We start from the raw sequence: 22851 nt of genomic DNA, 5'->3' as shown, positions 1-22851 counted from the left end.
CTACAGCGTGCCCTTGGTGGAAGGCACCTCGCCGCCCAAAGATGCGTCGATGGCCACCGCCTGGCGCAGGGCGCGGCCGCAGGCCTTGAAGGCGGCCTCGAAGATATGGTGCACGTTGTCGCCGGCCATCTGGCGCACATGCAAGGTGATGCCGGCATTGGTCGCAAGGGCGATGAAGAACTCGCGGGCGAGCTGGGTGTCGAAATCCCCCACCATGCCGAAGGGCACGTCCACCTCCCAGTGGAGCTGGCCGCGGCCGGAGATGTCGAGCGCCGCCATGACGAGCGCCTCGTCCATGGGCACGAAGGCCGTGCCGAAGCGCTCGATACCGGCCTTGTCGCCTAAGGCCTGAGCGAGCGCCTGGCCGATGACAATGCCCGTATCTTCCACCGAGTGATGGCCGTCCACTTCCAAGTCGCCCTCCACTGACACCGCGAGATCGAAGCGTCCGTGGCGACCGAAGGCCGCGAGCATGTGGTCGAAAAACCCGATGCCCGTAGAAGCCTCAACCCGTCCGGTGCCGTCGAGGTTCACAGCGACCTCGATTCTCGTCTCCGCCGTCTCGCGGAGCACCGTGGCCTCTCTCGTCATTATCGTCCCTCCTCAAGCCGGGCCGCCTGGGCCCGCATGCCGTTGCGCTCGATGATGAACGCGCGCAGCGTTCCCACGAAGGCGTCGTTTTGCTCTGGCGTGCCGATGGTCGCGCGCAGACAGCCTTCAAGCATGGGAGCGCGGCTGAAGTCGCGCACGAGCACGCCCTTGTCGTAGAGATACTGCCAGGCCTCATCGGCCCCTTCCAGGGAAAGCAGAATCCAGTTGGAATCCGACGGGTACACAGTTACGCCGGGCAGAGTGCGCAGGGCCTCGGCCACCCGCGCGCGCTCCTCGATGATCTCGCGAATGCCCGGCTCGAAACGCGCGCGCATCTCGAAGACCACCTCGCCCACCACCTGGGACAGCGCGTCCACGGAATAGGGCTGGCGCACCTTCAAGAACTCCTCGATGACCGCCGGGTTCGCCAGAATATAGCCGAGGCGCACCCCGGCCAGGGAAAAGGCCTTGGAAAACGTGCGCAGGATGACGAGGTTCTCGTTGGCCTCGAGCAAAGGGCGCACGGTTTCGCGGGAGAACTCAAAGTAGGCCTCGTCCACCAGCACGAGCGCGTCGGTGGCGGCGAGCAGCTGCTCGATGAACGCCACCGGGGCCCGAAGCCCCGTGGGGTTGTTCGGGCTCGTCACGATGACGAAGTCGATGTCGCCGGCGGCCACGCGCGCGAGCACCGCCTCCTCGTCGATGGAGAAGTCCTCGCGGCGCGGCACGTTCACGCAGCGGGTGTTGGTGAGCCGCGCGTTGGCCTCGTACACCGAAAACGTCGGCGGCAGGTTCAAGAAGCTGCGCCCGGGGCCTCCCCAGGCAAGCGCCAGGTCGAACAGGAGCTCATCGCCCCCGTTGCCCACGAGCACGCTTGCGCGATCGAGCCCGTTGGCCTCGGCGATCATGTCCCGCAGGCGGTTCGCGAGGGGGTCGGGATAGCGGTTTAAGGGCACCTCGGCGATGCGCTTGGCGATGACGGCGCGCACCTCGGCGTCCACATCGCGAGGGTTCTCGTTGGCAGACAGGTACGCCTCGGCCGGCAGGTACTTCGGGTCGTAGGGAACAAGCCCCGCCAGCTGGGGCGCGGCGGCGCGAACCCTATTCACCGCGCGCCTCGCCGTCTTCCACACCCGCAGCGGACGCGCCGGCGACACCGGCCTGCTCCGCGTCGAGCAGCGCCTTCAGGCGCAGGGCCACCGAGCGCGCATGGGCCCACAGGCCCTCGTGGGTGGCAATCTGCACCACGGCCTTCGCGTCGTGCTTCAGGGCCGCGGGGGTGTACTGGATGACCGAGGACTTCTTCACGTAGTCGTCCACGGAAAGCGGCGAAGCGTAGCGGGCCGTGCCGCCGGTGGGCAGGGTGTGGTTGGGGCCGGCCACGTAATCGCCCACGGCCTCCGGCGTCCACTCCCCCAAGAAGATGGCGCCGGCGTTGCGGATGGCACCGAGGTACTCCATAGCGTTGGCCACATGCATTTCCAAATGCTCCGGGGCAATGACGTTCACGGCCTCGAGCGCCTGGTCCATGGAGGTGCACACGACGATGAGCCCGTGGTCGTCCAAGGAGGCGCGGGTGATATCGGCGCGGGTGGTCTTTGCCATGTGCTCGTCGATGGCGGCCTCCACCGCATCGGCATAGGCGTCCGAGAAGGCGACCAGGTAGCAGGCGGCCAGCGGGTCGTGCTCGGCCTGGGCCATAAGGTCGATGGCCACCATGCGCGGATCGGCCGTCTCATCGGCCACAACGCAGACCTCGGAGGGGCCGGCGATCATATCGATGCCCACATCGCCCGAGACGATCTTTTTCGCCGCGGCCACAAAGGCGTTGCCCGGACCGGTGATCTTGGCCACGGGGCGGATGGTCTCGGTGCCGTAGGCGAGCGCCGCCACCGCCTGGGCGCCGCCCACGGTGTAAATCTCCGTGACGCCGGCGATCTTGCAGGCCGCGAGGATGGCCGCGTCCAGCGTGCCGTCCTTGGTGGGCGGGGTGACGCAGACGATGCGCTCCACACCGGCCACCTGGGCCGGGAGCGCGTTCATGAGCACCGTGGAGGGGTACAGCGCGCGCCCGCCGGGCACGTAGATGCCCACGGAGTCGAGCGGGGTGACCTTCGAGCCCACGATGGCGCCGTCCTCTCGGGCGAAAAACCAGCTCTGCTGCTTCTGGCGCTCGTGGAAGTCGCGAATCTGGGCGGCCGCGTGCTCGAGGGCCTCGATGGTCTTTGGGTCGACCTCGGCCATGGCGGCGTCCAGGGCCGCAGGCGCCACGCGGAAGTCCTCGATGACCACGCCGTCGAACTTCTCCGTGAGCGCGCGCAGGGCCGCATCGCCCTCGGCGCGCACCTGCTCGATGATGGCGGTGGCCGCCGTAAGCGCGCCGGGGTTGAAGGCCCCGCTGCGATTGATGAAGTCGCTCGTGAACGGCTCGAGGGGCTTAAGGTCGATCCTTCTCATGGTCATGGAAAACTCCTTTGGCTCTAGGCTTGCGATACGGGGTTGGAAGCGCCGGCGATGGGCGCGTAGGTATGTTTCGGAGCGTTCTGGGCGAGGGCGCGGGCCAGCTCCACGATACGGCTATCGGTGCGCACCGCGCAGCCGTTGGCGAAGAAGCGGGCCGTGGAGGCGAGCACCTCTTCCACGATCTCCAGGTTGTTCTCGCGCAGGGTGGTGCCGGTGGCGGTGATGTCCACGATGCGCTCGGCCATGCCCGTGATGGGCGCGAGCTCGATGTTGCCGTGCAGGTAGACGATCTCCACCTGGGTGCCCGTCTTCGCGAAGTGCGCCCGGGTGATGGAGGGGTACTTCGTGGCGATGCGCATGCTGCCGAGCCGGCGGTAGCGCTCCTCGATGGCCGCACTCGTGCCGGCAGACTCGGCCACGACAAAGCGGCAGCCGCCGAAGCGCAAATCGACCAGCTCCTCCACATCGGCGCCCACTTCCAGAAGCGAGTCCTTGCCGCAAATGCCGCAATCGGCCGCGCCCAGGGCCACAAAAACGGGGGCGTCGGAGGGTCGCACGATGATGAAATCGACGCCGGGGTTCGAGATGACGAGCGAGCGCCCGGGGTTGGCGAGCCCCGTCACGTCGAGGCCGGCCTCTTCCAAACAGGCGATGGCCTCGGCGTTGAGCGAGCCTTTCGGCACGGCGATGCGCAAGGGGCGGCCCTCCGGCGCCGTTTCCTCGGCGGAAGCGGCGGCCATGGCCTGCTCCAGATAGAACGCGAACCCGGCAGCGGGGCGATCGGCCCCGTAGGCGCCGATCATGCGGTCGTAGCGGCCGCCCGAGCCCAAAGGCGCCCCCAGATAGGGCGAGCAGGCCTCGAAGACAATGCCGGTGTAGTAGTTGAACGAGCTGGCCACGGAGAAATCCACGAGCACGGCCCGGGCCAGCCCGGCCTCGCCGAGCAGATCGTAGGTGGCCTGGAAATCGTCCAAATCGGCCGTGCAGCCCAGAGGCGCCACCAAATCACGCACCGCATCGATGGCCTCCTGGCCGCCGCGGATGCGGGCGAGCTGGCGGATGGCCTCGGCATAGGCCGGCGCGGCAGACCCGGCATCAGCCACCTCCCCTTCCGCCGGGCGCCCCACGGCCGCGTCGCACAAGCGGTCGAGGGCCACGAAATCGGAGTCGTGATAGGCATCCAGCACCGCCGTCTTCCACGGCTCGGACGCGCCCGAGCGCTCAAGCAGCGCCCGCAGCACTCCCACCGTGGCCATGGCCAGCACGAAAGTGGTGGCGCCGGCCAGGCGCAGGGCCTCGGCGAACAGCGTGACGATCTCGGCGTCGGCGGCAGGCCCCACCTCCCCGATGCACTCCACGCCGCACTGGGTGAGCTCGCGGGCCTGCACCTGGTTGTCGGTCTCGGCCTCGCGGAAGACGCGCTGGGTGTAGCGGAAGCGCAAGGGGCCGGGATCAGCGGCCAGCCGCGTGGCGCACATGCGCGCGATCTGCAGCGTGACGTCCGGGCGCATGGCCAGAAGGTCGTCATGGGAATCGAAGAACTTGAAGGGCGAAGCCGGCATGCGGCCGCCGGCGCGCATGACGTCCATCACCTCCAAGGTGGGCGTCTCGATGGGCGCGTAGCCGCGGGAGGCGAACAGGTCGGCCACCGCCCGGGTGATGGCCTCGCGCACGCTCGCCTCTTGGGAGAGCACGTCGCGAAAGCCCGATGGTGTCACAGCATTCAACGCGAATTCCTCACTTGCTTTTGGTAACTGAGACTGTCATGTTACCCGCCTTCCCCCTTCTCGGCGGCCCAAGACGGCGAAAGGCGAATTATCGACAGAGTTCACAGCCACCTCAGGGCCTCTTCCGAAGGCCCTTCTCAGTCAGGCGCTCCCTCTGTCGATGACGACACTTTATCACAGTAGAGTACTAAAGCAATGGGAACTTCGCGAACGGTTGGCTACGCCAGAGGCTCGATGATCATGGCGCGCAGAATACCCGGCGTATCGTAGGCGCGCTTGCCGGCGCCCATGCCGATGGCCCTGATGGCGAAGCGCTCGGGCAACGCGTCGCGGGTGCGCAGGGCGGCGGCCGCCGCGGCGCCCGTGGGCGTGACGAGCTCCCCTTCCACATCCACCGGCGCAAGCGGCAGCCCGGCCGCCTCGGCGATGAAGGCCGTGGCCGGCGCGGGCACGGGGATGAGCCCGTGCTGGCAGCGCACGGTGCCCCATCCGCAGGGCAAATCGGTCACAACGACGCCGTCGCAGGACAAATCGTCGGCGGCCACGGCGATGGCCACGATGTCGGCAATGGAATCCACAGCGCCCACCTCGTGGAAATGCACCTGCTCGAGCGGCACTCCGTGAGCACGGGCTTCGGCCGCGGCCACATAGTCGAAGATGCGGTGCGCGATGGCACGGGCCCCCTCGGTCATGGCCGCCCCATCGATGATCTCGGCGATCTGCGCCGGGCCGCGATGGTGGTGCTCGTGGCCGCTTCCGTGGTCGTGCTCGTGGCCGCTTCCGTGGTCGTGCTCGTGGCCGCTTCCATGGTCGTGGCCGTGCCCATGCTCGTGCTCGTGCCCGTGCCCGCCATCGCGCTCGCGCCCGTGCAGGTACGCCATGTCGTGGTCGTGGTTCTCGTGGGCCGCATCCAGCACCACCTTGAAGTCGCAGACGTCCAAGCCCGACTTCACCACACGGGAAATCTCCACCGCAAAGCCCTCCACGGGCAAACTGTCCAGCGCCTCGCGCACGGCCTGCTCGCTGGCGCCGGCATCGATGAGGGCCGCCGCGCACATGTCCCCGCTGATACCGGAGGTGCATTCAAGATAGAGAAGCTTCGTCATATCGCGCCTTTCACAATGCTCGCGCCACGCCCCACCAGGGCCGCCGGCGCTAAGACCGGGAGTTGAGATGATTGATGGCGCTTGCCTGGAAGGCCGCGCCGAAGCCGTTGTCGATGTTGACCACCGACACGCCGCTCGCGCAGGAGTTGAGCATGGCGAGCAGCGCCGTCACGCCCCCGAACGAGGCGCCGTAGCCCACCGAGGTCGGCACCGCGATGACCGGTGCGGCCACCATGCCGCCCACCACGCTGGCAAGCGCGCCCTCCATACCGGCCACGGCCACCACGACCCGGGCCCCGCGCAGCTCGTCGGCCACGTCTAGCAGCCGATGGATGCCGGCCACGCCCACATCGTAGAAGCACCGGACCTCGTTGCCGAGAAACTGGGCCGTGAGCGCGGCTTCCTCGGCCACGGGAAGATCGCTCGTGCCCGCGCAGGCCACGGCCACCACGCCATCGCCATCGGGGACGGGCATGTCGCCGAACACCGCGAGGCGAGCGCTCTCGTGATAGAGAAACGGGAGCTCGGTCCCGCGCTCGGTCCAAAGCTCGCCCACCGCGGCGGCCTTGGCGGCATCCACCCGCGTGGCGAGCACCCGCGCCTGGCCCCCTTCCACCAGAGCCGCGGCAATGGCGTCGATCTGCTCGGCGGTCTTTCCCTCCCCGTAGATCACCTCTCCCGCGCCCTGGCGGCGGGCACGGTCGAAATCGGGTCGGGCGAAGCCCTCGGTAGTCGGCGAGGTCGCGCAATCGGGAGAAGCCATGGGGCGCCTTTCTTCCTGGATACGTCAGGAAGCCATGATAAAGGTTGAAGTTAGCTCTAAGGTAAGAACCGCGGCCAACGCCCACGGAACCCACACGCCGGCGCGCCTACTCTCCCGGGCGCAGGGCGCGCTCGCTGGCGGCCATGATCTCGTCGTAGTGGTCAATCTTGTATTCGAGGCGCTCGAGAGCCCGCTCAAGATCAGCGATGCGGGCGCGAATGTCGTCGCTTTGGCGCTGAAGCAGCTCCTTGCGCGCCGACGCCGTCGCGTCCCCCTGCTCCAGCAGCTCCATGTATTCCACCAGAGACTCGATGGACATGCCGGCATCGCGCATGCACTTGACGAACTCGACGGCGTTGCAGCTCGCCTCGTCGTAATCGCGAATCCCGCTCTTGTTTCGAGGCACATGACGCAACAGACCGATGCGCTCGTAATAGCGCAGCGTATCGGTGGAAACACCGTAGCGTTTGCTGACTTCGGCAATCTTCATGTTGTCCCCTTCGAAACACGCAGCCGCAGCCCTTGCCTTACCGCAGCCTGCGCGCTCATTAGACCATATGGAGTATGCTATAAGTCAATAGCTCAAAACCACCTACACGGAAAAGCCCCGCGCACAGCCTACTTTTCAACGTCCCCAGACTACTCAGAAAGCTGCTTTTTGAGCAAGCGCAAGGCGTTTCCGCGGTGCGATATGCCGTTCTTGCGCTCTTGGGAAACCTCGGCCAGAGTTCGCTCGCCGGCGAACTCGTCGGGCAGGAACAGCGGGTCGTAACCGAACCCCTCGCTCCCCCGCTCCTCGAAGCCGATGGCGCCCTCGACGGTGCCGCGGGCCACCTGCTCGCCCCCGTCCTCGTCGATGAACACGAGGGTGCACACGAAGCGGGCCGACCGCTCGGCGGCGGGCACGTCGGAAAGCTCTGCCAGAAGCTTGGCGTTGTTGGCCGCGTCGTCGCCGTCCTCGCCCGCGTAGCGCGACGAGTACACACCGGGCGCCCCGCCCAGGGCATCCACCGCAAGCCCCGAGTCGTCGGCGAGCACGGCCACCGGATGCCCGAGAACCGCGCAGGCCGCATCGCGGGCCGCGCGGGCCTTGATACGGGCATTGCCCTCGAAGCTGTCGGCATCCTCGGCCGGGTCCGACACGACACCGGCCTCCTTAAGGGTCATGAACTCCCAGCCTTCGAAGTCGAGCGCCGTGCGGATCTCGTCAACCTTATGGGCGTTGTTCGTGGCAATAAGCACCTGTTTCATGGACACTCCTTACAACTCGGGCAGATTCACGTGCTCGACCACGTCCATGGGACCGGCGAGCACCCGGCCGCCGAAGCGGCGAAACTCTTCCACATCATCGGCTGTGGTGAAAAACGCGTGCGTGGGCGCATTGCCCGTGCGGGCGAAGGCGCGCTTGCGCCTCAGGATATGGTCTACATCGCGGGCCGTCTCGTCGGCGGAGTTCACCAGCGTCACCTTGCGGCCCACCACGCCCCCGATAAGCGCCTTCAAAAGCGGGTAGTGCGTGCAGCCCAGCACGAGCGTGTCGATGTCGCAGCGGCGCAACGGCTCCAGGTACTGGCGGGCGATGTCCTCGAACTCGGGGCGGATGTAGACCTTGGTGGTGTCGGCCATGTAGTCCTCAATGGGGCCGTCGGAAAGCTTCAGCCCCATCTCGGCAATTTCCACGAAGCGCGGCGTGGCCGTGGAGAACACGGTGATGCCGGCGTCGATGTGGCGGATGGCGTCGCTGTAGGCGTTGGAGTCCACCGTGCCCTTGGTGGCGATGACGCCCACGCGCCGGTTGCGCGTCGTATGGGCCGCCGCCCGGGCCCCCGGCTCCACCACGCCCACCACCGGCACGGGAAAGCTCGCCTGGGCATGGGCCAGGCCCGCCGCCGTGGCGGTGTTGCAGGCGATGACGATCATCTTCACATCGCGAGCGACAAGCCATGCGCAGATCTGCTGGACGAAGCGGTCCACCTCGACCTGGTCCCGCGGGCCGTAGGGACAGCGGGCCGAGTCGCCGAAGTAGAGGATCGATTCCTCGGGCAGGCGCTTTTGCAGGGCGCGGGCCACCGTAAGGCCGCCGTAGCCCGAATCGAATACGCCGATGGGGCGGTCGTCGAACAGCTCGTCTTCCACGGCGCTCCCTTACTCGTGAACGACGACGACATCGCCCACGGACAGAACCTCGTGAAGCTCCTTCGCCTTGTCCGGCGGCAGGTTCACGCAGCCGTGGCTGCCGTGCTCGACGTACCAGTCGCCGCCGAACTTCGGCTGCCAGCCGGCATCGTGGAAGCCCACGGAATTGTCCTTGAAGGGCATCCAGAAATCGACTTCGGTCTCGTAGTCCTTCGAGCCGTCGGGCTTGTAGCCGCGCAGCACCGACTTGCCGTCATTGGTCTTGATGTAGAAGGTGCCCTGGGGCGTGTCGCGGCCGTCGGAGGGCTTGCCGGAGACGATGTCGCTCTCCCACAGGATGGCGCCGTCCTCGCCGTAGAGGCGTGCGTGCTGCTCGGTGAGGTCCACGTCGATGTAGCGGGTGCCGAAATCGCGCCCGTTCTCATCAGGGGCCTGGGCGGCGTTTTGCTTCATGATAATCTCGAGCGTGCCGCCCGCGCCGGTATTCAGGGCCTCGCGCACCGCGTCGGCCGTGGCCTGACTGTCGGTGATCCAGCCATAGTCGCCGCCCTTCACGGTTACCGTCTTGCCGTCGGGGCGGGTGTAGGTGCGGGTGGCGCCCGTGGTGTCCATGGCGTTCACCTGCTCCTTCACCGCGGCCACCAGAGGCTCCGGGTCGAAGGAGACGGCCAGGTCGTCGCCCAGGGTGATGTGCTCGGCGACCTGGGCCGGGGTAATGGCCATCTTCTCGGTGCCGGCCATGGTAAGCGACAGCGCGCCGCCAAGGAGCTTGTTGGCCGCGTCGCGGGCGTCGGCCAAGGAGGGATCGTCGCGGGTCACCGTGGGCTTGGCGAGGGCGGCATCGGTCAGCGTCACTTTCGGGGCGAAGTTCACCGTGCCGCGGGTGACCTCGTCGATCACCACGTCGGCGAGCAGGGTGTTGCCCTCCTCTTCGGGCACGACCACGTAGGCGCCCTCATCGCCGTCGAAGGCCACCGTTGCGTTCTTGGGGGCCACGCCCTTCGCATTGGCCTCCTCCACCGCCGCCGTGAGCGTGTCGGCGAGCTTGGAGTTCTCCAGCGTAGACACCAAGTCATCGGTGTCATCGTGGCGTTGGAACACCTCGTAGGGCCACGCCCAGGGGTTCATCTCGGAAAGCAGTCCATCGGCGATGGACTGGCTGTCGAGGGCCATGCCCATGTCCGTGGCGTCTAAGGTGAGGTTCAGGCCGTGGCCCTCCACCTTGAAGGTGTAGTCGCCCAGCACGCCATCGAGCATCTGGTGCACCTCCTCGGGCGTCTTGCCCGAGATGTCCATGCCGATGATGGTGGACTGGGGAAAGAAGCGCCCCGAGAACACGATGACGCCCGCAAAGTAGATCAAAGCGATAACACCGATGATGGAGGCCGCAGCGATGCCGAAGATCTTAAGGCCGCGGTGCTTCTTGGGCGGCTCGGGGTTCACCTGGTAGGTGGGCACATAGCCGCCAGCCGCAACGGGAGCGCGCCCGGCCACCGGGGGCATGGCAGCGGTGCCCGGGAAAGCAGGGGGCGAGCTGGGGGCCGTACGCGGGGGCAGGGCCCCGGTGGCCTGGGGCCCTGTAGGCCTCGGCGAGCCGAAGCGGCCCTCGGGCATGACGAAACCGCGGGTCGGCTGGGCTCCCGCGGAGGAGTTCTCGTTGGTAGGCTTGTTGTGTTTTGCCATAGTGCGCTTCCGTGGTGCGATTGAACAGGGTTGGGTCCGCCTCTGGCGTGGCGCGACCGCGCTAAGCGATAATTATACGCTATGCGGCCCGCCCATGCCCGCGGATACCTATTTCGGCGCTACTTTCCCATACCGTGCGCCGTTTGCGCCCGCTTACGGGCAATTCCCCACGACACTCCCACAGAACTTACGCCTTTTTCAGCAAGTTTCCCCAGAACATGAGCGTTTTCGTAAGCTTTAAGTTCCCGCCGCCCGCGCAAACGGCCGCCCCGAGGGACGGCCGTTGAAGCAGGTGGTGGAGCCGCGGAGAATCGAACTCCGGTCCATACTAAATTGTCCACAAGGCGCTACAGGCTTAGTCAGCGATCAAGATTCGGAGCGGATCGGTTCGCAGACCAACGTGGCCGCTCCTAGTCGGTTCGATCTTTCCCGCGGCCATACCGACTACGTGCCGCGGGGCATTCCCCTCAAATGACGCCTTGCCCGGTTCGGGGAACCACCGGGGTCGGCGATCACCAAAACTGCTGTTAGGCAGCCATGGCGGCCGGCATATAGTAGCCGGTCTTAGAAGTGTTTTTGCCAATTAACTTGACGGTACCCCTGTTTAGCGTGGCGAGGAGACCACGACCTGCTCCTCGTTTCGAACTTACCATGTCGAAACCAGTCGGCCCCTTAAGGGTTCGCCCATTGTAACGCTAACGGGCGCGCTGTCCATCGATTCTTCCCCGATTGTCAAAAAACTGCGATAGCGGTGCACCTCGGCGCCGTCCGCTGCACCGCTATCGCCCGGTTTGCGCAATTTCTCGCTCCCGGCAGGGCATCTCAGCAGGAAAACTCCTCGGAAATGCACCGCTATCGGCGCAATCGCGCAGAACGTCGCTACTTTCGCGGCACCTCGATAAGCTCGGTGCCGTCAAGGTCGAAATCGCTCAGGCTCGCCTGCTGATAGGCGGGTTCCTCGTAGGTGTTGAAGTAGTAGGTCTTGGTGGCCGCGGAGTAACCGCCGGTGTAGAGGGTGTACTCGAAGCGCCCGTCGCCCTGCCTGCCGACGCCCTTGGGCATGGCCGAGCCGCCCAGCGTGCGAAACAGCCGCGCCACGTTGGCCCTCTCCCCCTCTTCCGCGGGATGATGGGCGTTGGTGTAGGCCGCCCGCACAAACCGGCTCGCCGGATCGCAACCGCCCGGAAAGCCCACCATGCCCGCTCCGGAGCTGAAGGGCTCAAGAGTGTCGCGCGTCCACGTGTCCGGCTCGGGGTAGGCCGCCGAGAGCGTCATGTAGTTGCGCACGTTCTCGTGGTGCCACGGGAAGGGCGGCTGGTTGGTGAGCACGTCCAGGTCGTTGTCGTAGACGTGCATGCCGTCGGCCTGGCACTCGATGACAAGGGAGCCCGTGGCGTCGCCCACAAGCCAGTGGAGGTCGGCCACGCCCAGCTTCGGGTCGGGGGCCTTCGCCACAACGGTGAGGTCCTGCAGCGCCGCGCGCACCTCGGAGAGCGTGGAGCAGTTTGCAACCAGGTACAACGGAAACTCGAAGGCGGCCACGTTCACCCGGCCGCTGACGGGCTGCTCGGCGAACTTGGCGTAGCCGGGGAAGTTCAGCCCCGCCACCGCCAGCCCGGCCTCGTTGCCCGCGTCGAAGTAGCAGGGCATGCCGTCCACCACGATGGCGGTGCCGATGCAGGCGTAGGCGGGCTCGATGGTGCCGAGAAACGGCGCCGGTATCTTCGCGTGCCGCGGCGTGAAGACGATGCTTTGCCCATAGTCCTCGATCCAATCGAGGTTACGGCCGAAGAACATGTGGCCCTTCGAATCAGTGAAGCGGACGCCGGTGCACATAAGGGTCTCCTTTGAACGCGGAACAGACAACAGGCCCATACTACAAGCGGCCCCGGCGCAACAGGGCGTCGGGGCCGCTTCGGTTGTCAACACGTTAGGAAAACGCCGCCTGGGCTACTTCTTTCGCTTGAGGAAGTTCAGCGAGTCGGAAATCTCGTCGAAGGTGCTCTTCAGCTCGGCGGCCACCTGGACGCCGTCCTTGTAGATGGCGTTCACGTTGGCCGTGGCCTCGGCCACGCCCTCGCGGCTGATGCCCAGGTCGAACTCGCTGCCGTCCCCGGCGCGCTCGACGGTGACGCCGCCGTCATCGTCGTCCTCGTCGACGTAGTAGTACTCCTGCTCGTTGCCGTCCTCGTCCAGCAAGATGAAGCCGATCTCGTTGTCGTCCTCGTCCACGATCATCGCGTAGATGTCGCCGTCCTCAATCTCCATCTCGATGACTTCGCTCTCCAGCTCATCGACCTCCTCAAGGTGATAGCCCTCGGAGTGCAGGATATCGGCATCCTCTTCGGCCTGGATGCCCTCGACCACCTCGTCGGGGTCCCAACCGTCGTAGTCGGTTTCGTTGTCGGTGATGAAGCTGTCGTAGGCGTGCTCCAAATCGCTTTCCGCGGCGTCTTCCTCATCCGCATCGAACAGGGCGTCCTCGTCGCCTTCCACATCCTCCAGTTCGGTCTGCTGGTCGATCAGCTCGGCTTCGGTCTCGCCGAACTCTTCCATGCTCTCAAGCTCTTCGTCAAGACCCATGAGTGTCGCTCCTTCAATCGCCATGTACCTTTGCGGGCGCTGCGCCCGCTGCAACAATGATGCCACTACTTGGGGTGCGCGCCCGGTCCCGCGCGGTTTCGTTGACCGAGCGTGAACCTGCGCCGCCTAGCGGACGCGCTCCTTCAGCGCGCGGTCGATCTCGCGCTTGGTGTCGCGCTCCTTCATGGAGGCGCGCTTGTCGTAGAGCTTCTTGCCCCGGGCCAGCGCCAGCTCCACCTTCACCCGGCCGTCCTCGTTGAAATACATCTTCAACGGCACGATGGCCAGGCCCTTCTCGGCCACCTTCGCATCAAGGTAGCGGATCTGCTTCTTATGCAGCAGAAGCTTGCGCTTGCGGTCCGGGTCGGGATTGAAGATACTGCCGTTGGAATAGGGAGAGATGTGCACGTTGTTGAGCCACACCTCCCCGCCTCGGATGAGAGCGAAGCAATCGGTGAGCTGGCAGTTGTTCTCGCGCAGCGAGCGCACCTCGGTGCCCGTGAGCGCAATGCCGGCCTCGTAGGTCTCCAAAATCTCGTAGTCGTGGAAGGCCCGGCGGTTCTTCGCGATGGTCCTCTCCTCGCGCTTCGGCACGGCCCCTACGCCTCCTCGGAGTCGAGCGCGCCGCCGGCTCCCGGCTCGGGCGCGCACCCCATGCCCGGCACGAAGCTCGCGTCGGCGGAAAGGTCCAGGGCGAAGCGGGTGATAAGGCGCACCGTGGCGTCCAAATCGCGCAGGCAGACCACTTCGGTGGGCGTGTGCATGTAGCGCAAAGGCACCGAGACAAGGCCCGTGGGAATGCCCGAGCGCGTCACCTGGATGGCGCGGGCATCGGTGCCGGTGACCGAGGGCTCGGCCTCCAGCTGATACGGGATGTTCTCGGATTCGGCCGCGGCCACGAGGCGCTCGAAGACGAGGGGGTTGATATTCGGTCCGCGGGCGATGACCGGGCCCGCCCCGCAGGTAATCTTGCCGTACTTAGTCTTGTCGATGCCCGGGTAGTCCGTGGCGTGGGTGACGTCGAAGGCGAGCGCCACATCGGGGTTCACCGCATGGGCGCTCGTCATGGCGCCGCGCGTGCCGATCTCCTCCTGGGTGGTGGCCACCGCGACGAAGTCGCCCGGAGCCCGCCCCGCACGGCTGAGCTTTTCCAGCACGCGGCAGGCAATCCACACGCCGCACTTGTCATCGAAGCACTTGGAGACGGCCATATCGTCGCCGAGACGCTCGAAGCCGACGCCGAAGGTGATGGGGTCGCCCACCCGCACAAGCTTCTTCACCCGCTTGGCCGCCAACCCCAAATCAATCACGAGGCCCGAAAGCGGCGTGACGTTCTTGCGCTCGTCGGGCTCGATGAGGTGGATGGGCTTTCGGCCCACCACCCCGCGCAGCACCCCCGCCTTCGTGTGCACATCGACGCGCATGCCAGGCAGAATAGCCGCGTCCACGCCGCCGAGCGAGGCCACGGAAAGGAAGCCCTCGTCGGAGATGTAGGTGACCATGAGGCCGATCTCGTCCATATGGGCGGCCAGCATGAGCGAGGGGGCGCCCGCCTCGCGGCCGGCGAGCACCGCCCGCACCGAGCCCATGGTGTCGGTGGCCACCTCGTCGGCCACCGCGCCCGCGCGCTCGCGCACGAGCGCCGCCGCCGGCTCCTCGAAGCCCGTCGGAGAGGGCGCCTCGAGCAGCTGCTTCAAGAACTTCATATGCTTTTTCTTCATAGGGAATGCTCCTTATAACAAACGATGCGACCGGGCGTGCCGAGCGCCGGCCTACCAGTAACCCTTGGAATGCCTGCGCTTGCGCTCCGGCTTGGGCGGACGGAAATCCAGCGCCAGCTGACCGTCGGTCTGCCGCTCCTTCTTCTCCGCCGGAGCCGCCGCCTTGCGCTCCACCTTCTCGATAGTCCAGGAAACCGCGCTCGCCCCGAACAGCTCCAGCATCTTCAGCCGCGCGTCGTGAGCGTTGGCCTTAGTGCCCGCCCGTGCATCGCTTTCAAACTCGAACAGGCCGCGCTCGCGGTCGTGCGATCCTTTGGGCGATTGATAATGGGCGATGTAGGTCTGCATGGAGGTGCGCGCTTCCTTTCTCTGTCTGTACCCGAGTCATGATAGCAGAAAGGCCAGCGCCCAGAGGCTGCTGGCCTTTAGAGTTCATGGAGCCGGTGACAGGAATCGAACCCGCAACCCACTGATTACAAATCAGTTGCTCTACCGTTGAGCCACACCGGCAAAGTGATTCGCGAAGATGCCCGCGCTGCCCGATCGGGCGGCGAGCCCTCGCATCCGCCTATTGTACGACAACCGGGAGATTCGGAAAAGGCTCGGAAATCTCCAAAGGCGATTCGGCGCTTTCTGCGTCCGCGGGCGGTCGCGCGCACCGGCGCAGGCTCTGCGACGGGCGGACTACTCCTTGGCGCCCCACTGCTCATAGTAGGCGTCGATGGCCGCCGCGATGTCGTCGTCTATGACCACGCGCCCGGCCACCTCGTGACCCAGCAGGCACTCCTTCACCTCGGCCATGGACACGATGGAGGCCACCGGGAAGCCGTACTTGGCCTCGATCTCCTTCTGGGCCGTGGTGACGCCGCCCAAGCCCCGCTCCATGCGGTTGAGCGACACGATGAGCCCGCGCACGTCCACAGCGGCCGCCGCCTTCAGGATGGGGTAGGTCTCGTCGATGGACTTGCCCGAGGTGGTCACGTCCTCCACCATGATGACCCTATCGCCATCGTGCAGCTCGGCACCCAGCAGGTTGCCCGCGTCGGCCCCGTGGTCCTTCACTTCCTTGCGGTTGCAGCAGTACTTCACCTTTTTGCCATAGAGCTCCTCAAGCGCCATGGCCGTGACCACCGCCAGCGGGATGCCCTTGTAGGCCGGCCCGAACACCACGTCGAAATCGAGCCCGAAGTTGTCGTTGATAGCCTGGGCGTAGTACAGACCCAGCCGATGCAGCTGCTCGCCGGTCACGTACGCGCCCGCGTTCATGAAGAACGGCGACCTGCGCCCGCTCTTCAGCGTGAAGTCGCCGAACTTCAGCACGTCGCTTTCCACCATGAACTCAATGAACTCGCGCTTGTAAGCCTCCATGGCCGCCCTTTCGTCCCATGAGGTTCGCCCTCATATTTTCCATGGGGAACATGATACCCGATTCCCCCACCCGTTTCCGCAAAGCCGGCGAAAACAGCCGCGGGCGCGAGCGCGGGCCCCCATGGCCGGGCCACCGAGGCGTCGCAACGACGCGTTGCTTGACACGCGAACATCCATTCGGGTAGCATAGCGTACATTCATTCGGGCGAACATGTGTGCCCGTTTAAGTCAGCGATGGAAGGGGCGGCGCGATGAACCTCATCGAGAAGCTGGAGATTCTCGCCGATGCGGCGAAGTACGATGTCGCCTGCACCTCCTCGGGCGTTCAGCGCGAGGGGAAGAAGGGGCAGCTGGGAGCGACGAGCAACGCCGGATGCTGCCATTCGTTCACGCCGGACGGGCGCTGCATCACCCTGCTCAAGGTGCTCATGACCAACGTGTGCGCCTATGACTGCGCCTACTGCGTAAACCGCAAGAGCAACGATGCCGTCACGCGGGCGTCCTTCACCCCGCGCGAGCTGGCCGACCTCACCATCGGGTTCTACCGTCGCAACTGCATCGAGGGGCTTTTCCTCTCCTCCGGCGTGGTCGGCTCCCCCGATCGCACGAGCGAGCTTATGGTTGAGGCCCTGCGCATCCTGCGCGAAGAGTACGGCTTTCGCGGCTACATCCACGCCAAGGCCATTCCGGGCACCTCGGTAGAGCTGCTCGATGCGCTGGGACGTCTGTCCGACCGTCTCTCGGTGAACCTCGAGCTGCCCAGCCAGCAAAGCCTCGGACTTTTGGCACCGGCCAAGTCGCGCCATGCCATTCTCTCGCCCATGCGCCACATTCACGAGTCCATTGCCGAGGACAAGGAAAGCCGCGCCAGCCGTCGCAAGAGGCTCACGATGTACCAGTCGCGCGCCTTGCCCGTGCGCAAAAGCCGCGCCTTCGCCCCGGCCGGCCAGTCCACGCAAATGATCATCGGTGCCACTCCGGAAAGCGATTTCCAGATTCTGAACCTATCGGCATCGCTGTACCAAACCGTGAACCTGAAGCGCGTGTTCTTCAGCGCCTATCTGCCCGTGGTGAAAAACCCGCTGCTCCCCTCCACCGATGCCGTGCAGCTCAACCGCGAGCACCGGCTCTACCAAGCCGACTGGCTCATGCGCTTCTACGGCTTTAACGTAAGCGAGATCATCGACGCGGAGAACCCCTTTCTCGCCCCCGATTTGGACCCGAAGGCGAACTGGGCGCTCAATCACCTGGATTTCTTCCCCGTGGAAGTGAACACCGCGCCCTTGGAAGCTCTCGTGCGCGTGCCGGGCATCGGCGTGCGCGGGGCGAAGCTCATCTGCCGGGCGCGGCGGCAGTCCACGCTCGGCGAGGCGGAGCTGAGAAAGCTCGGCGTCGCCTACAAGCGGGCGCGCTACTTCATCACCATGAACGGCGCCTGGGGCGGCTCGGGGATAGATTTCTCGCGGGACGCCCTGCACGCGCGCCTGTCGGCCCCCATTGACGGCGGACGCCACGGGCGTCGCGCGGCCAAGGCGGTCCCGGGCCAGATGACGCTCTTCGAGTCGGTCGAGCAACCGCCGGTGCTGCCCGAGGCTTCCGCCGCGAACCAAGCGGCCCTCGAGGTCGCCTTCGCGGCCCAGCGCACGGCCCTCGCGGCCGCGAAGGCCGTCGCGTAGGAGCGCATCGTGAGCGATTCCCCCGAACTCTACGACGAGGTGGCCTACGCCTACGATGGCACCTTGGAAGGCCTGCTCACAGCCATCTTCTCTTCTTACGCGAACCACGAAGAGCCCACCGATGTCGAACCCGCCCGGCGCCTGCAGCCCCGGCTCGGCCAGCGCGTCGCCACCATTGAGACCAATCCGGATTTCGCCCTGCGCGTGCTGCGCGGCGTGCGGAACCGTTGCGGCTGGCAGGCGGTCCTGGCCCTCAAGCGCGCCGCCGTCTCCGACGAGCCCGACGCGGGCACGGCGGCCTACCGCTTCGTGCGCTACGCCATCGACGAGCAGAAGCGCCGCGACTGCGACCACTGCCGCAAGCGCGCCAACTGCCAGGGTCGCGGCGGCATGGGCCCCTGCCCCAAGCAGCGGGGCCGCGCCTTCTCGGACATCACCCATCCGGCCGTGGAGCGCCTCTTCCAGATTTCCCGCTCCATCAGCCAGGAGTGCGAGCACATGCGCCAGTTCATCCGCTTCGAGCATCTGGGGGGCGAGGGCGCAAACCTCTGGTTCGCCCGCTGCAACCCCAAGGCCGCCGTCATTCCGCTTATCATGGACCACTTCGTCGAGCGGCTCTCCGACATGCCCTTTGTCATCTACGACGAGGTGCACGAGATGGCCGGCGTCTACGACGGCGGCGATTGGTATCTGGTGAACACGGCGGGCCAGGGCGATCTGGCCCGCGCCCTGCCCTCAACCACTGCCGACGAGGCGCTCTATGCCGAGGCCTGGCGCACGTTCTACCGCAGCGTCTCCATCGACGCCCGCGTGAACCCCGAGCTGCGCCGCCGCTTCATGCCCAAGCGCTTCTGGAAGAACCTCACCGAAATGAAAGAGGACCCGAAGGCCCTCGCGCGGCGCTGAGCAGGGCGCGCCCGACGACGTGCCTTGCGGACCTGTCGCCCTCTACAGGCTGAACACCAGCTCGCTTGTCGGCTGCGTGAACTTGCCGGGCACCGGGCGCTCGCACTCGTAGGCCAGCCCCACGGCCGGCCCCACGTGCACGCCGATGACGGGGCTCACCGGCAGCACGTCCACCGCGTGCCCCACCACCGGCTCTATGGCCTCGCGGGCCCAGGCAACGGCCGGCGCCGCCGAGCCGATGTAGTGCACGACCACCCGCTTGAGCCCGCAGGCCTCCACGTCTTCCTTGAACGTGTCCACCATGCGCGCCAGGGTCTTCTTCCATGTGCGCACCTTGGCAAGCGTGGCCGTCTCCCAATCCGCCACGGTGAGCACGGGCGAGATCTGCAGCAGGCCGCCGAGCAGCGCCGAGGCACCGCCGATGCGACCGCCCGCCTTCAGAAATGCCAGGCTCTCCGGCGCGAAGATGAAACGCGAGGACGCAACCGCCCCCACCGCCGCCTGGGCGCACGCCTCGAGCCCCGATCCCGCGTCGCGCGCATCGGCGGCATCCAGCACGGCGAACATCTCGTCGCCGCAGTTCGACGTGGAGTCGATGAGCGTGCAGCGGAACTCTTCGAAGCGCTCCTTGCAAACGCGGGCGCTGCGCACGGCCCCCTCGAAGGTGCCTGACATCTTCGACGACATGAAAACGCCCAGCACCTCGTCTTTGGCCTCGGCGGCCCGTTCGAAAAGGGCCTCCAGCGCATGCTGGGAGGGCTGGCTGGAGGTGGGCGGGTTGTCGATCATGTCGGCAATGTCCTCGTAGAAGGCCTCCACATCCATGTCGGCCTCGCGGTACTCGCGCCCCTCGCGGTTCACAAACAGCGAGACCACCTCGATGTCGCGCTCCCGCACCACCTCAGCGGGAATGGAGGCGACCGAATCGGTGACGATTTTGACCACAAGGGCTCCTCTCGAAAACGCAAGCCCAAGCCGGCTGCCCGACAAACGGCTGCGGTACGTTGCTGGGTCTATCCTACACTATACAGAGAGATTCTTCTCCCGAAAAGACCAGCTCCGTCCACGCGCCTTACACGCCCGTAAAGTCGAAGGCGGGGATGAAGCTCTCCTCGGCGGCCCCGCCCTCCTGCCAGAAGTAGTCTTCCACGCCCAAGGCGTCGGCGTAATCGAGCAGCTGCTCGTATTCCGCATCGGGCACCGTTTCGGCCAGTTCCGGACAGGCCGCCAGCGTCAGAGCCGCACGCTGGTCGCCCTCCTCGGCAGCGCGCGCAATGACCGGCGTGTACTGGTTCATCAGAGACAGCCGAATGGCGTTGCCGAAGCGCTCGTGCAGAAGGCGCACGACGGCCTTGGAGTTTTCCAGCGCACCGGGCAGCACGAGATGGCGCACGACGACGCCCGAGACAAGGCGCTCTTGCCCGCGATGCTCGTCGTAGCGCGGCGCGCCGGCCGCCTCCACCATGGCCCCGAGAGCCGCGAGGGCCACCTCGGGATAGTCGGGCGCATGGGAGTAGCGCCGGGCCAGCTCGGCATCGGCGTACTTGAAGTCGGTCAGATAGGCATCGACGAAGCCCGCGTTGTCGCGCACGGAGCGCACCGTTTCGTAGCCGCTCGTGTTCCACAGCACGGGAAGTGCCAGGCCCGCCGCCCGCGCCAGCGTCACGGCCTCGCGAATCTGCGGCGCGTAGTGCGTGGGCGTCACGCAATTGATGTTGAGCGCGCCGGTCGCCTCAAGCTCCCCCATAATGGCCGCCAGGCGCTCCACGGTGATCTCGCGAGCGTGCTCGCCCAAGGCGATGTCGGCGTTTTGGCAGTAGACGCAGCGCACCGGGCAGCCGGAGAAGAAGATGGTGCCGCTGCCCCCCTCGCCGGAAATCGGCGGCTCCTCCCAGAAGTGCAGCGCCGCCCGGGCCACCAGAAGCCGCCCATCGGCCCCGCACACCCCGCGCTCCCCCGCCGCCCGGTCTGCCCCGCACGCACGAGGGCACAATTCGCACCGCATGTTCCCTTCGCTCTCACTTTCAAGCCCAAATTTGCACGAAAAGCCGAGTTGTTAGCAGTTGCGTCGAGATACGAGCCGCCAAAACCGGGATTTTCGCTCCAAATCAGCCGATTCAGCCGCGATTTTCCGCCCTGCACTGCAAACAAACCGCTTTTTTGTGACGAAAATGACGATTAGTTGCTCCGGAAGTCGAAGTTGTCGAAGTCGTCGTTGTAGGGGGCGAAGTCGTCGTAGTCGTCGTAGTCGTGATCCTCGCGGGCATGATTGTGGCCGCAGCCGCAGCCGTCCTCGTCGTCGTAGGCGCTCCAGTCCTCGTCCTCCTCCGAGGCCGGGTGCCCGTAGGCCTGCTCGGCACGGGTCCAGTCGAGCCCTGCCCGAGCACCCGCCGCTTCGTCCTGGTACACGAGGGAAAGCGCCGCCGGTGCCATGTCGGCCCCGCCGATAACCACGAGAAGCTCCAGCAAGTGCATGGTCGCCTCAACGCCCGGCAAAATCACCTCGGCATCGTCGGCGGCCATGAGCGCGGCCGAAAGCTCGCACAGCAGCATCTCGGCGGTGTAAGCGCCCGTGAAGCGCTGCTGACGCACCGCGCGCACCACCGGGTCAGCGCTCACAGGGCTGAACAGCGGAATCTGGTCGGCATCAAGCGCGCCCACCGAACGGGCCGAGGCGTCGTCCAAGGCCACGGCCTCGATGGCGCTCACCAAATCGGCGGCCATGGGCAGCGTGTGGGTGTTGCGCAGAAGCTGCGCGCGCCCCGGCGCCCCCACCTCCACCACCTCGCCGAAAAGGGCGTCCAGAAGGCGGCGCACCTCATCGGTCAGCTCGGACTCGGTAGCCACCGGGCCCATAAGGTTGTCGCGAGCGAAGGCATCCTCGGCCACCAGCGAGCGCACCGTCGCCGGCGCCTCCACCATGACCAGGTCGTTCACCGTGGCCACCGCGTTGATCTCCCGGGCGAAGTTCGGCGTGGTAGCCGACAGGTCCACCAGCACCGCCCCCGGCGCCGCGCTCGTGATAAGCCCGCCGTCGCCGAAGTACAGATCCTCCAGCGCCGAGCCGGACGTGCAGTACGTCACGACGATGTCCGCCGAGGCCACGTCCTCCACGCGGGAAAAACCGGCATCGGCCAGACGATCAGCCACCGCGCCGATGAACGACGGAGCCCCGCGGTAGGCGTACAGGTTCGCCATTTACTTCTCCCCCTTCACCTTGCGAGCAATACGGTCGGCCACCGAAAGGTTCTCGCGCTTGTCGCGGCCCCAGAACACCACGGCCACCATGCCGGCACCCACATGCGACCCGATGACCGGACCAATGCTGCAGGTGAGAATCATCAGGCCCGGGTCTTCCTTCTCCAGGGCCTCTTTCAAGCGCGCGGCGTCCTTGGGACAGTCCGCATGGCCCACAATGGCCACATGCGCCGCACCGGCCGCGTCCGCGTTCTTCTTGTAGAACTCGGCCAGCTGCTTGATGCCCTTCTTGCGCCCGCGGGCCACGCCGGTGAGGGCGAGCTTGCCGTCCTCGGCGATAACGAGCAGCGGCTTCACATCCAGGGCGGCGCCGGCCACGGCCACCGACGCCGGGATGCGTCCGCCGCGGCGCAGGGCCTCCAGGTCCTCCACCATGAATTCCTCGTTCACGAAGCAGCGCGCCTCCTCGGCCCAGGCGGCCAGCTCGGCGGCGGACATGCCGCCTTTGTGCTGCACCAGCGCCTCGTAGACGAGCAAGCCCTCGGCCACCGAGGCCAAGTGCGTGTCCACGATATGCAGCTCGAACTCAGGGTACTCGGCGAGCACCTGCTCGCGCACGACGCAGGCAGCGTCGTAGGAAGCGGAAAGGCCGCTGGAAAACGCCAGATACACCGCCGGCGTGCCCTCTTGAGCCGCCGCGGTAAACGTCTCCGTGAGGGTCTGCAGCGACACCTGGGCGGTCGTGGGCTCGGCGCCCTTGCGCACGGCCCCGTAGAAGGCCTCGGCCGAAGTGGTCTCGAACAGATCGTCTTCGAAGGTGCCCCCGTCTAAGGTGTAGGGGAACCTCATGAGCGTGACCCCTTCCTGCTTGACCACGTGAGCGGGCAGATCGCAGCAGGAGTCAATGATCAAGTGGCAGTTCGCCATAGA

The 22851-nt window shown here is 66.2% G+C and carries 22 protein-coding genes, 1 tRNA gene and 1 other RNA gene; 2 read left to right on the top strand and 22 right to left on the bottom strand.

Annotation, left to right across the window (positions count from 1 at the left end):
- The 18 genes from hisB to pyrE all read right to left on the bottom strand — a co-directional run bounded on the left by hisB (position 1) and on the right by pyrE (position 16141).
- The gene (hisB, locus tag VJ923_RS09470; protein WP_326440860.1) at positions 1–591 is read right to left on the bottom strand and encodes an imidazoleglycerol-phosphate dehydratase HisB; all 591 of its coding nucleotides are present in this window, start codon (positions 589–591) and stop codon (positions 1–3) included.
- On the bottom strand, positions 591–1700 hold the full coding sequence (gene hisC, locus VJ923_RS09465) for a histidinol-phosphate transaminase (protein WP_326440858.1): 1110 nt from the start codon (positions 1698–1700) through the stop codon (positions 591–593). The genes hisB and hisC overlap by 1 nt, the downstream gene beginning before the upstream one ends.
- Positions 1693–3054, bottom strand: coding sequence for a histidinol dehydrogenase (gene hisD, locus VJ923_RS09460; protein WP_326440856.1), 1362 nt, complete (start codon positions 3052–3054; stop codon positions 1693–1695). The genes hisC and hisD overlap by 8 nt, the downstream gene beginning before the upstream one ends.
- Positions 3055–3071: 17 nt before the next feature.
- Positions 3072–4772, bottom strand: coding sequence for an ATP phosphoribosyltransferase (gene hisG / locus VJ923_RS09455; protein WP_326440916.1), 1701 nt, complete (start codon positions 4770–4772; stop codon positions 3072–3074).
- Between the two features lie 227 nt (positions 4773–4999).
- On the bottom strand, positions 5000–5887 hold the full coding sequence (larC, locus tag VJ923_RS09450) for a nickel pincer cofactor biosynthesis protein LarC (protein WP_326440854.1): 888 nt from the start codon (positions 5885–5887) through the stop codon (positions 5000–5002).
- A 49-nt stretch (positions 5888–5936) separates the two neighbouring features.
- Entirely contained in the window at positions 5937–6650 is a 714-nt protein-coding gene (larB, locus tag VJ923_RS09445) for a nickel pincer cofactor biosynthesis protein LarB (protein WP_326440852.1), read from the bottom strand.
- 106 nt (positions 6651–6756) lie between these two features.
- Positions 6757–7140 carry a MerR family transcriptional regulator gene (locus tag VJ923_RS09440; protein ID WP_326440850.1) on the bottom strand — a complete coding sequence of 128 codons (384 nt, stop codon included), beginning with the start codon at positions 7138–7140 and terminating at the stop codon, positions 6757–6759.
- A 149-nt stretch (positions 7141–7289) separates the two neighbouring features.
- Positions 7290–7901, bottom strand: a complete 612-nt coding sequence (rdgB, locus tag VJ923_RS09435) for an RdgB/HAM1 family non-canonical purine NTP pyrophosphatase (RefSeq protein ID WP_326440848.1) — start codon at positions 7899–7901, stop codon at positions 7290–7292.
- 9 nt (positions 7902–7910) lie between these two features.
- Positions 7911–8786: a glutamate racemase gene (gene murI, locus VJ923_RS09430; RefSeq protein WP_326440846.1), complete on the bottom strand. Its 876-nt coding sequence runs from the start codon at positions 8784–8786 to the stop codon at positions 7911–7913.
- 9 nt (positions 8787–8795) lie between these two features.
- Positions 8796–10469: a L,D-transpeptidase family protein gene (locus VJ923_RS09425; RefSeq protein WP_326440844.1), complete on the bottom strand. Its 1674-nt coding sequence runs from the start codon at positions 10467–10469 to the stop codon at positions 8796–8798.
- A 293-nt stretch (positions 10470–10762) separates the two neighbouring features.
- Positions 10763–11141, bottom strand: a transfer-messenger RNA (tmRNA) gene (gene ssrA / locus VJ923_RS09420).
- Between the two features lie 207 nt (positions 11142–11348).
- Positions 11349–12305 carry a choloylglycine hydrolase gene (gene bsh, locus VJ923_RS09415; protein ID WP_326440842.1) on the bottom strand — a complete coding sequence of 319 codons (957 nt, stop codon included), beginning with the start codon at positions 12303–12305 and terminating at the stop codon, positions 11349–11351.
- A 114-nt stretch (positions 12306–12419) separates the two neighbouring features.
- Positions 12420–13052 (bottom strand): hypothetical protein, encoded by a 633-nt coding sequence (locus tag VJ923_RS09410; RefSeq protein ID WP_326440840.1) that lies wholly within the window; start codon positions 13050–13052, stop codon positions 12420–12422.
- 126 nt (positions 13053–13178) lie between these two features.
- A complete protein-coding gene (smpB, locus tag VJ923_RS09405) occupies positions 13179–13646 on the bottom strand; it encodes an SsrA-binding protein SmpB (protein ID WP_326440838.1) in 468 nt (155 codons plus the stop codon).
- Positions 13647–13651: 5 nt separating this feature from the next.
- On the bottom strand, positions 13652–14773 hold the full coding sequence (locus VJ923_RS09400) for a M42 family metallopeptidase (RefSeq protein WP_326440836.1): 1122 nt from the start codon (positions 14771–14773) through the stop codon (positions 13652–13654).
- Between the two features lie 51 nt (positions 14774–14824).
- Positions 14825–15121 (bottom strand): hypothetical protein, encoded by a 297-nt coding sequence (locus tag VJ923_RS09395; RefSeq protein ID WP_326440834.1) that lies wholly within the window; start codon positions 15119–15121, stop codon positions 14825–14827.
- Positions 15122–15208: 87 nt separating this feature from the next.
- Positions 15209–15283, bottom strand: a tRNA-Thr gene (locus tag VJ923_RS09390).
- 174 nt (positions 15284–15457) lie between these two features.
- Positions 15458–16141: an orotate phosphoribosyltransferase gene (gene pyrE, locus VJ923_RS09385; protein WP_326440833.1), complete on the bottom strand. Its 684-nt coding sequence runs from the start codon at positions 16139–16141 to the stop codon at positions 15458–15460.
- A gap of 251 nt (positions 16142–16392) precedes the next feature.
- On the opposite strand from pyrE, the gene VJ923_RS09380 reads away from it, so the two are divergent.
- Both VJ923_RS09380 and VJ923_RS09375 read left to right on the top strand, forming a co-directional pair.
- Positions 16393–17817 carry a putative DNA modification/repair radical SAM protein gene (locus tag VJ923_RS09380; RefSeq protein WP_326440831.1) on the top strand — a complete coding sequence of 475 codons (1425 nt, stop codon included), beginning with the start codon at positions 16393–16395 and terminating at the stop codon, positions 17815–17817.
- Positions 17818–17826: 9 nt separating this feature from the next.
- Positions 17827–18723 (top strand): TIGR03915 family putative DNA repair protein, encoded by an 897-nt coding sequence (locus VJ923_RS09375; protein ID WP_326440829.1) that lies wholly within the window; start codon positions 17827–17829, stop codon positions 18721–18723.
- A gap of 42 nt (positions 18724–18765) precedes the next feature.
- On the opposite strand, the gene VJ923_RS09370 is transcribed toward VJ923_RS09375, so the two are convergent.
- The 4 genes from VJ923_RS09370 to VJ923_RS09355 form a co-directional block, all read right to left on the bottom strand.
- Positions 18766–19668, bottom strand: coding sequence for a DegV family protein (locus VJ923_RS09370; RefSeq protein ID WP_326440828.1), 903 nt, complete (start codon positions 19666–19668; stop codon positions 18766–18768).
- A 127-nt stretch (positions 19669–19795) separates the two neighbouring features.
- A complete protein-coding gene (locus VJ923_RS09365; RefSeq protein ID WP_326440826.1) occupies positions 19796–20728 on the bottom strand; it encodes a radical SAM protein in 933 nt (310 codons plus the stop codon).
- Between the two features lie 173 nt (positions 20729–20901).
- On the bottom strand, positions 20902–21921 hold the full coding sequence (locus tag VJ923_RS09360; protein ID WP_326440824.1) for an NAD(P)-binding domain-containing protein: 1020 nt from the start codon (positions 21919–21921) through the stop codon (positions 20902–20904).
- Entirely contained in the window at positions 21922–22848 is a 927-nt protein-coding gene (locus VJ923_RS09355; RefSeq protein ID WP_326440822.1) for a DegV family protein, read from the bottom strand.
- Between the last annotated feature and the right edge of the window lie 3 nt (positions 22849–22851).

This window comes from Adlercreutzia shanghongiae, from assembly GCF_035830635.1.
In the GTDB taxonomy this organism is placed as follows: Bacteria; Actinomycetota; Coriobacteriia; order Coriobacteriales; family Eggerthellaceae; genus Adlercreutzia; species Adlercreutzia shanghongiae.
This window is presented reverse-complemented; position numbering and strand designations above follow the sequence as displayed.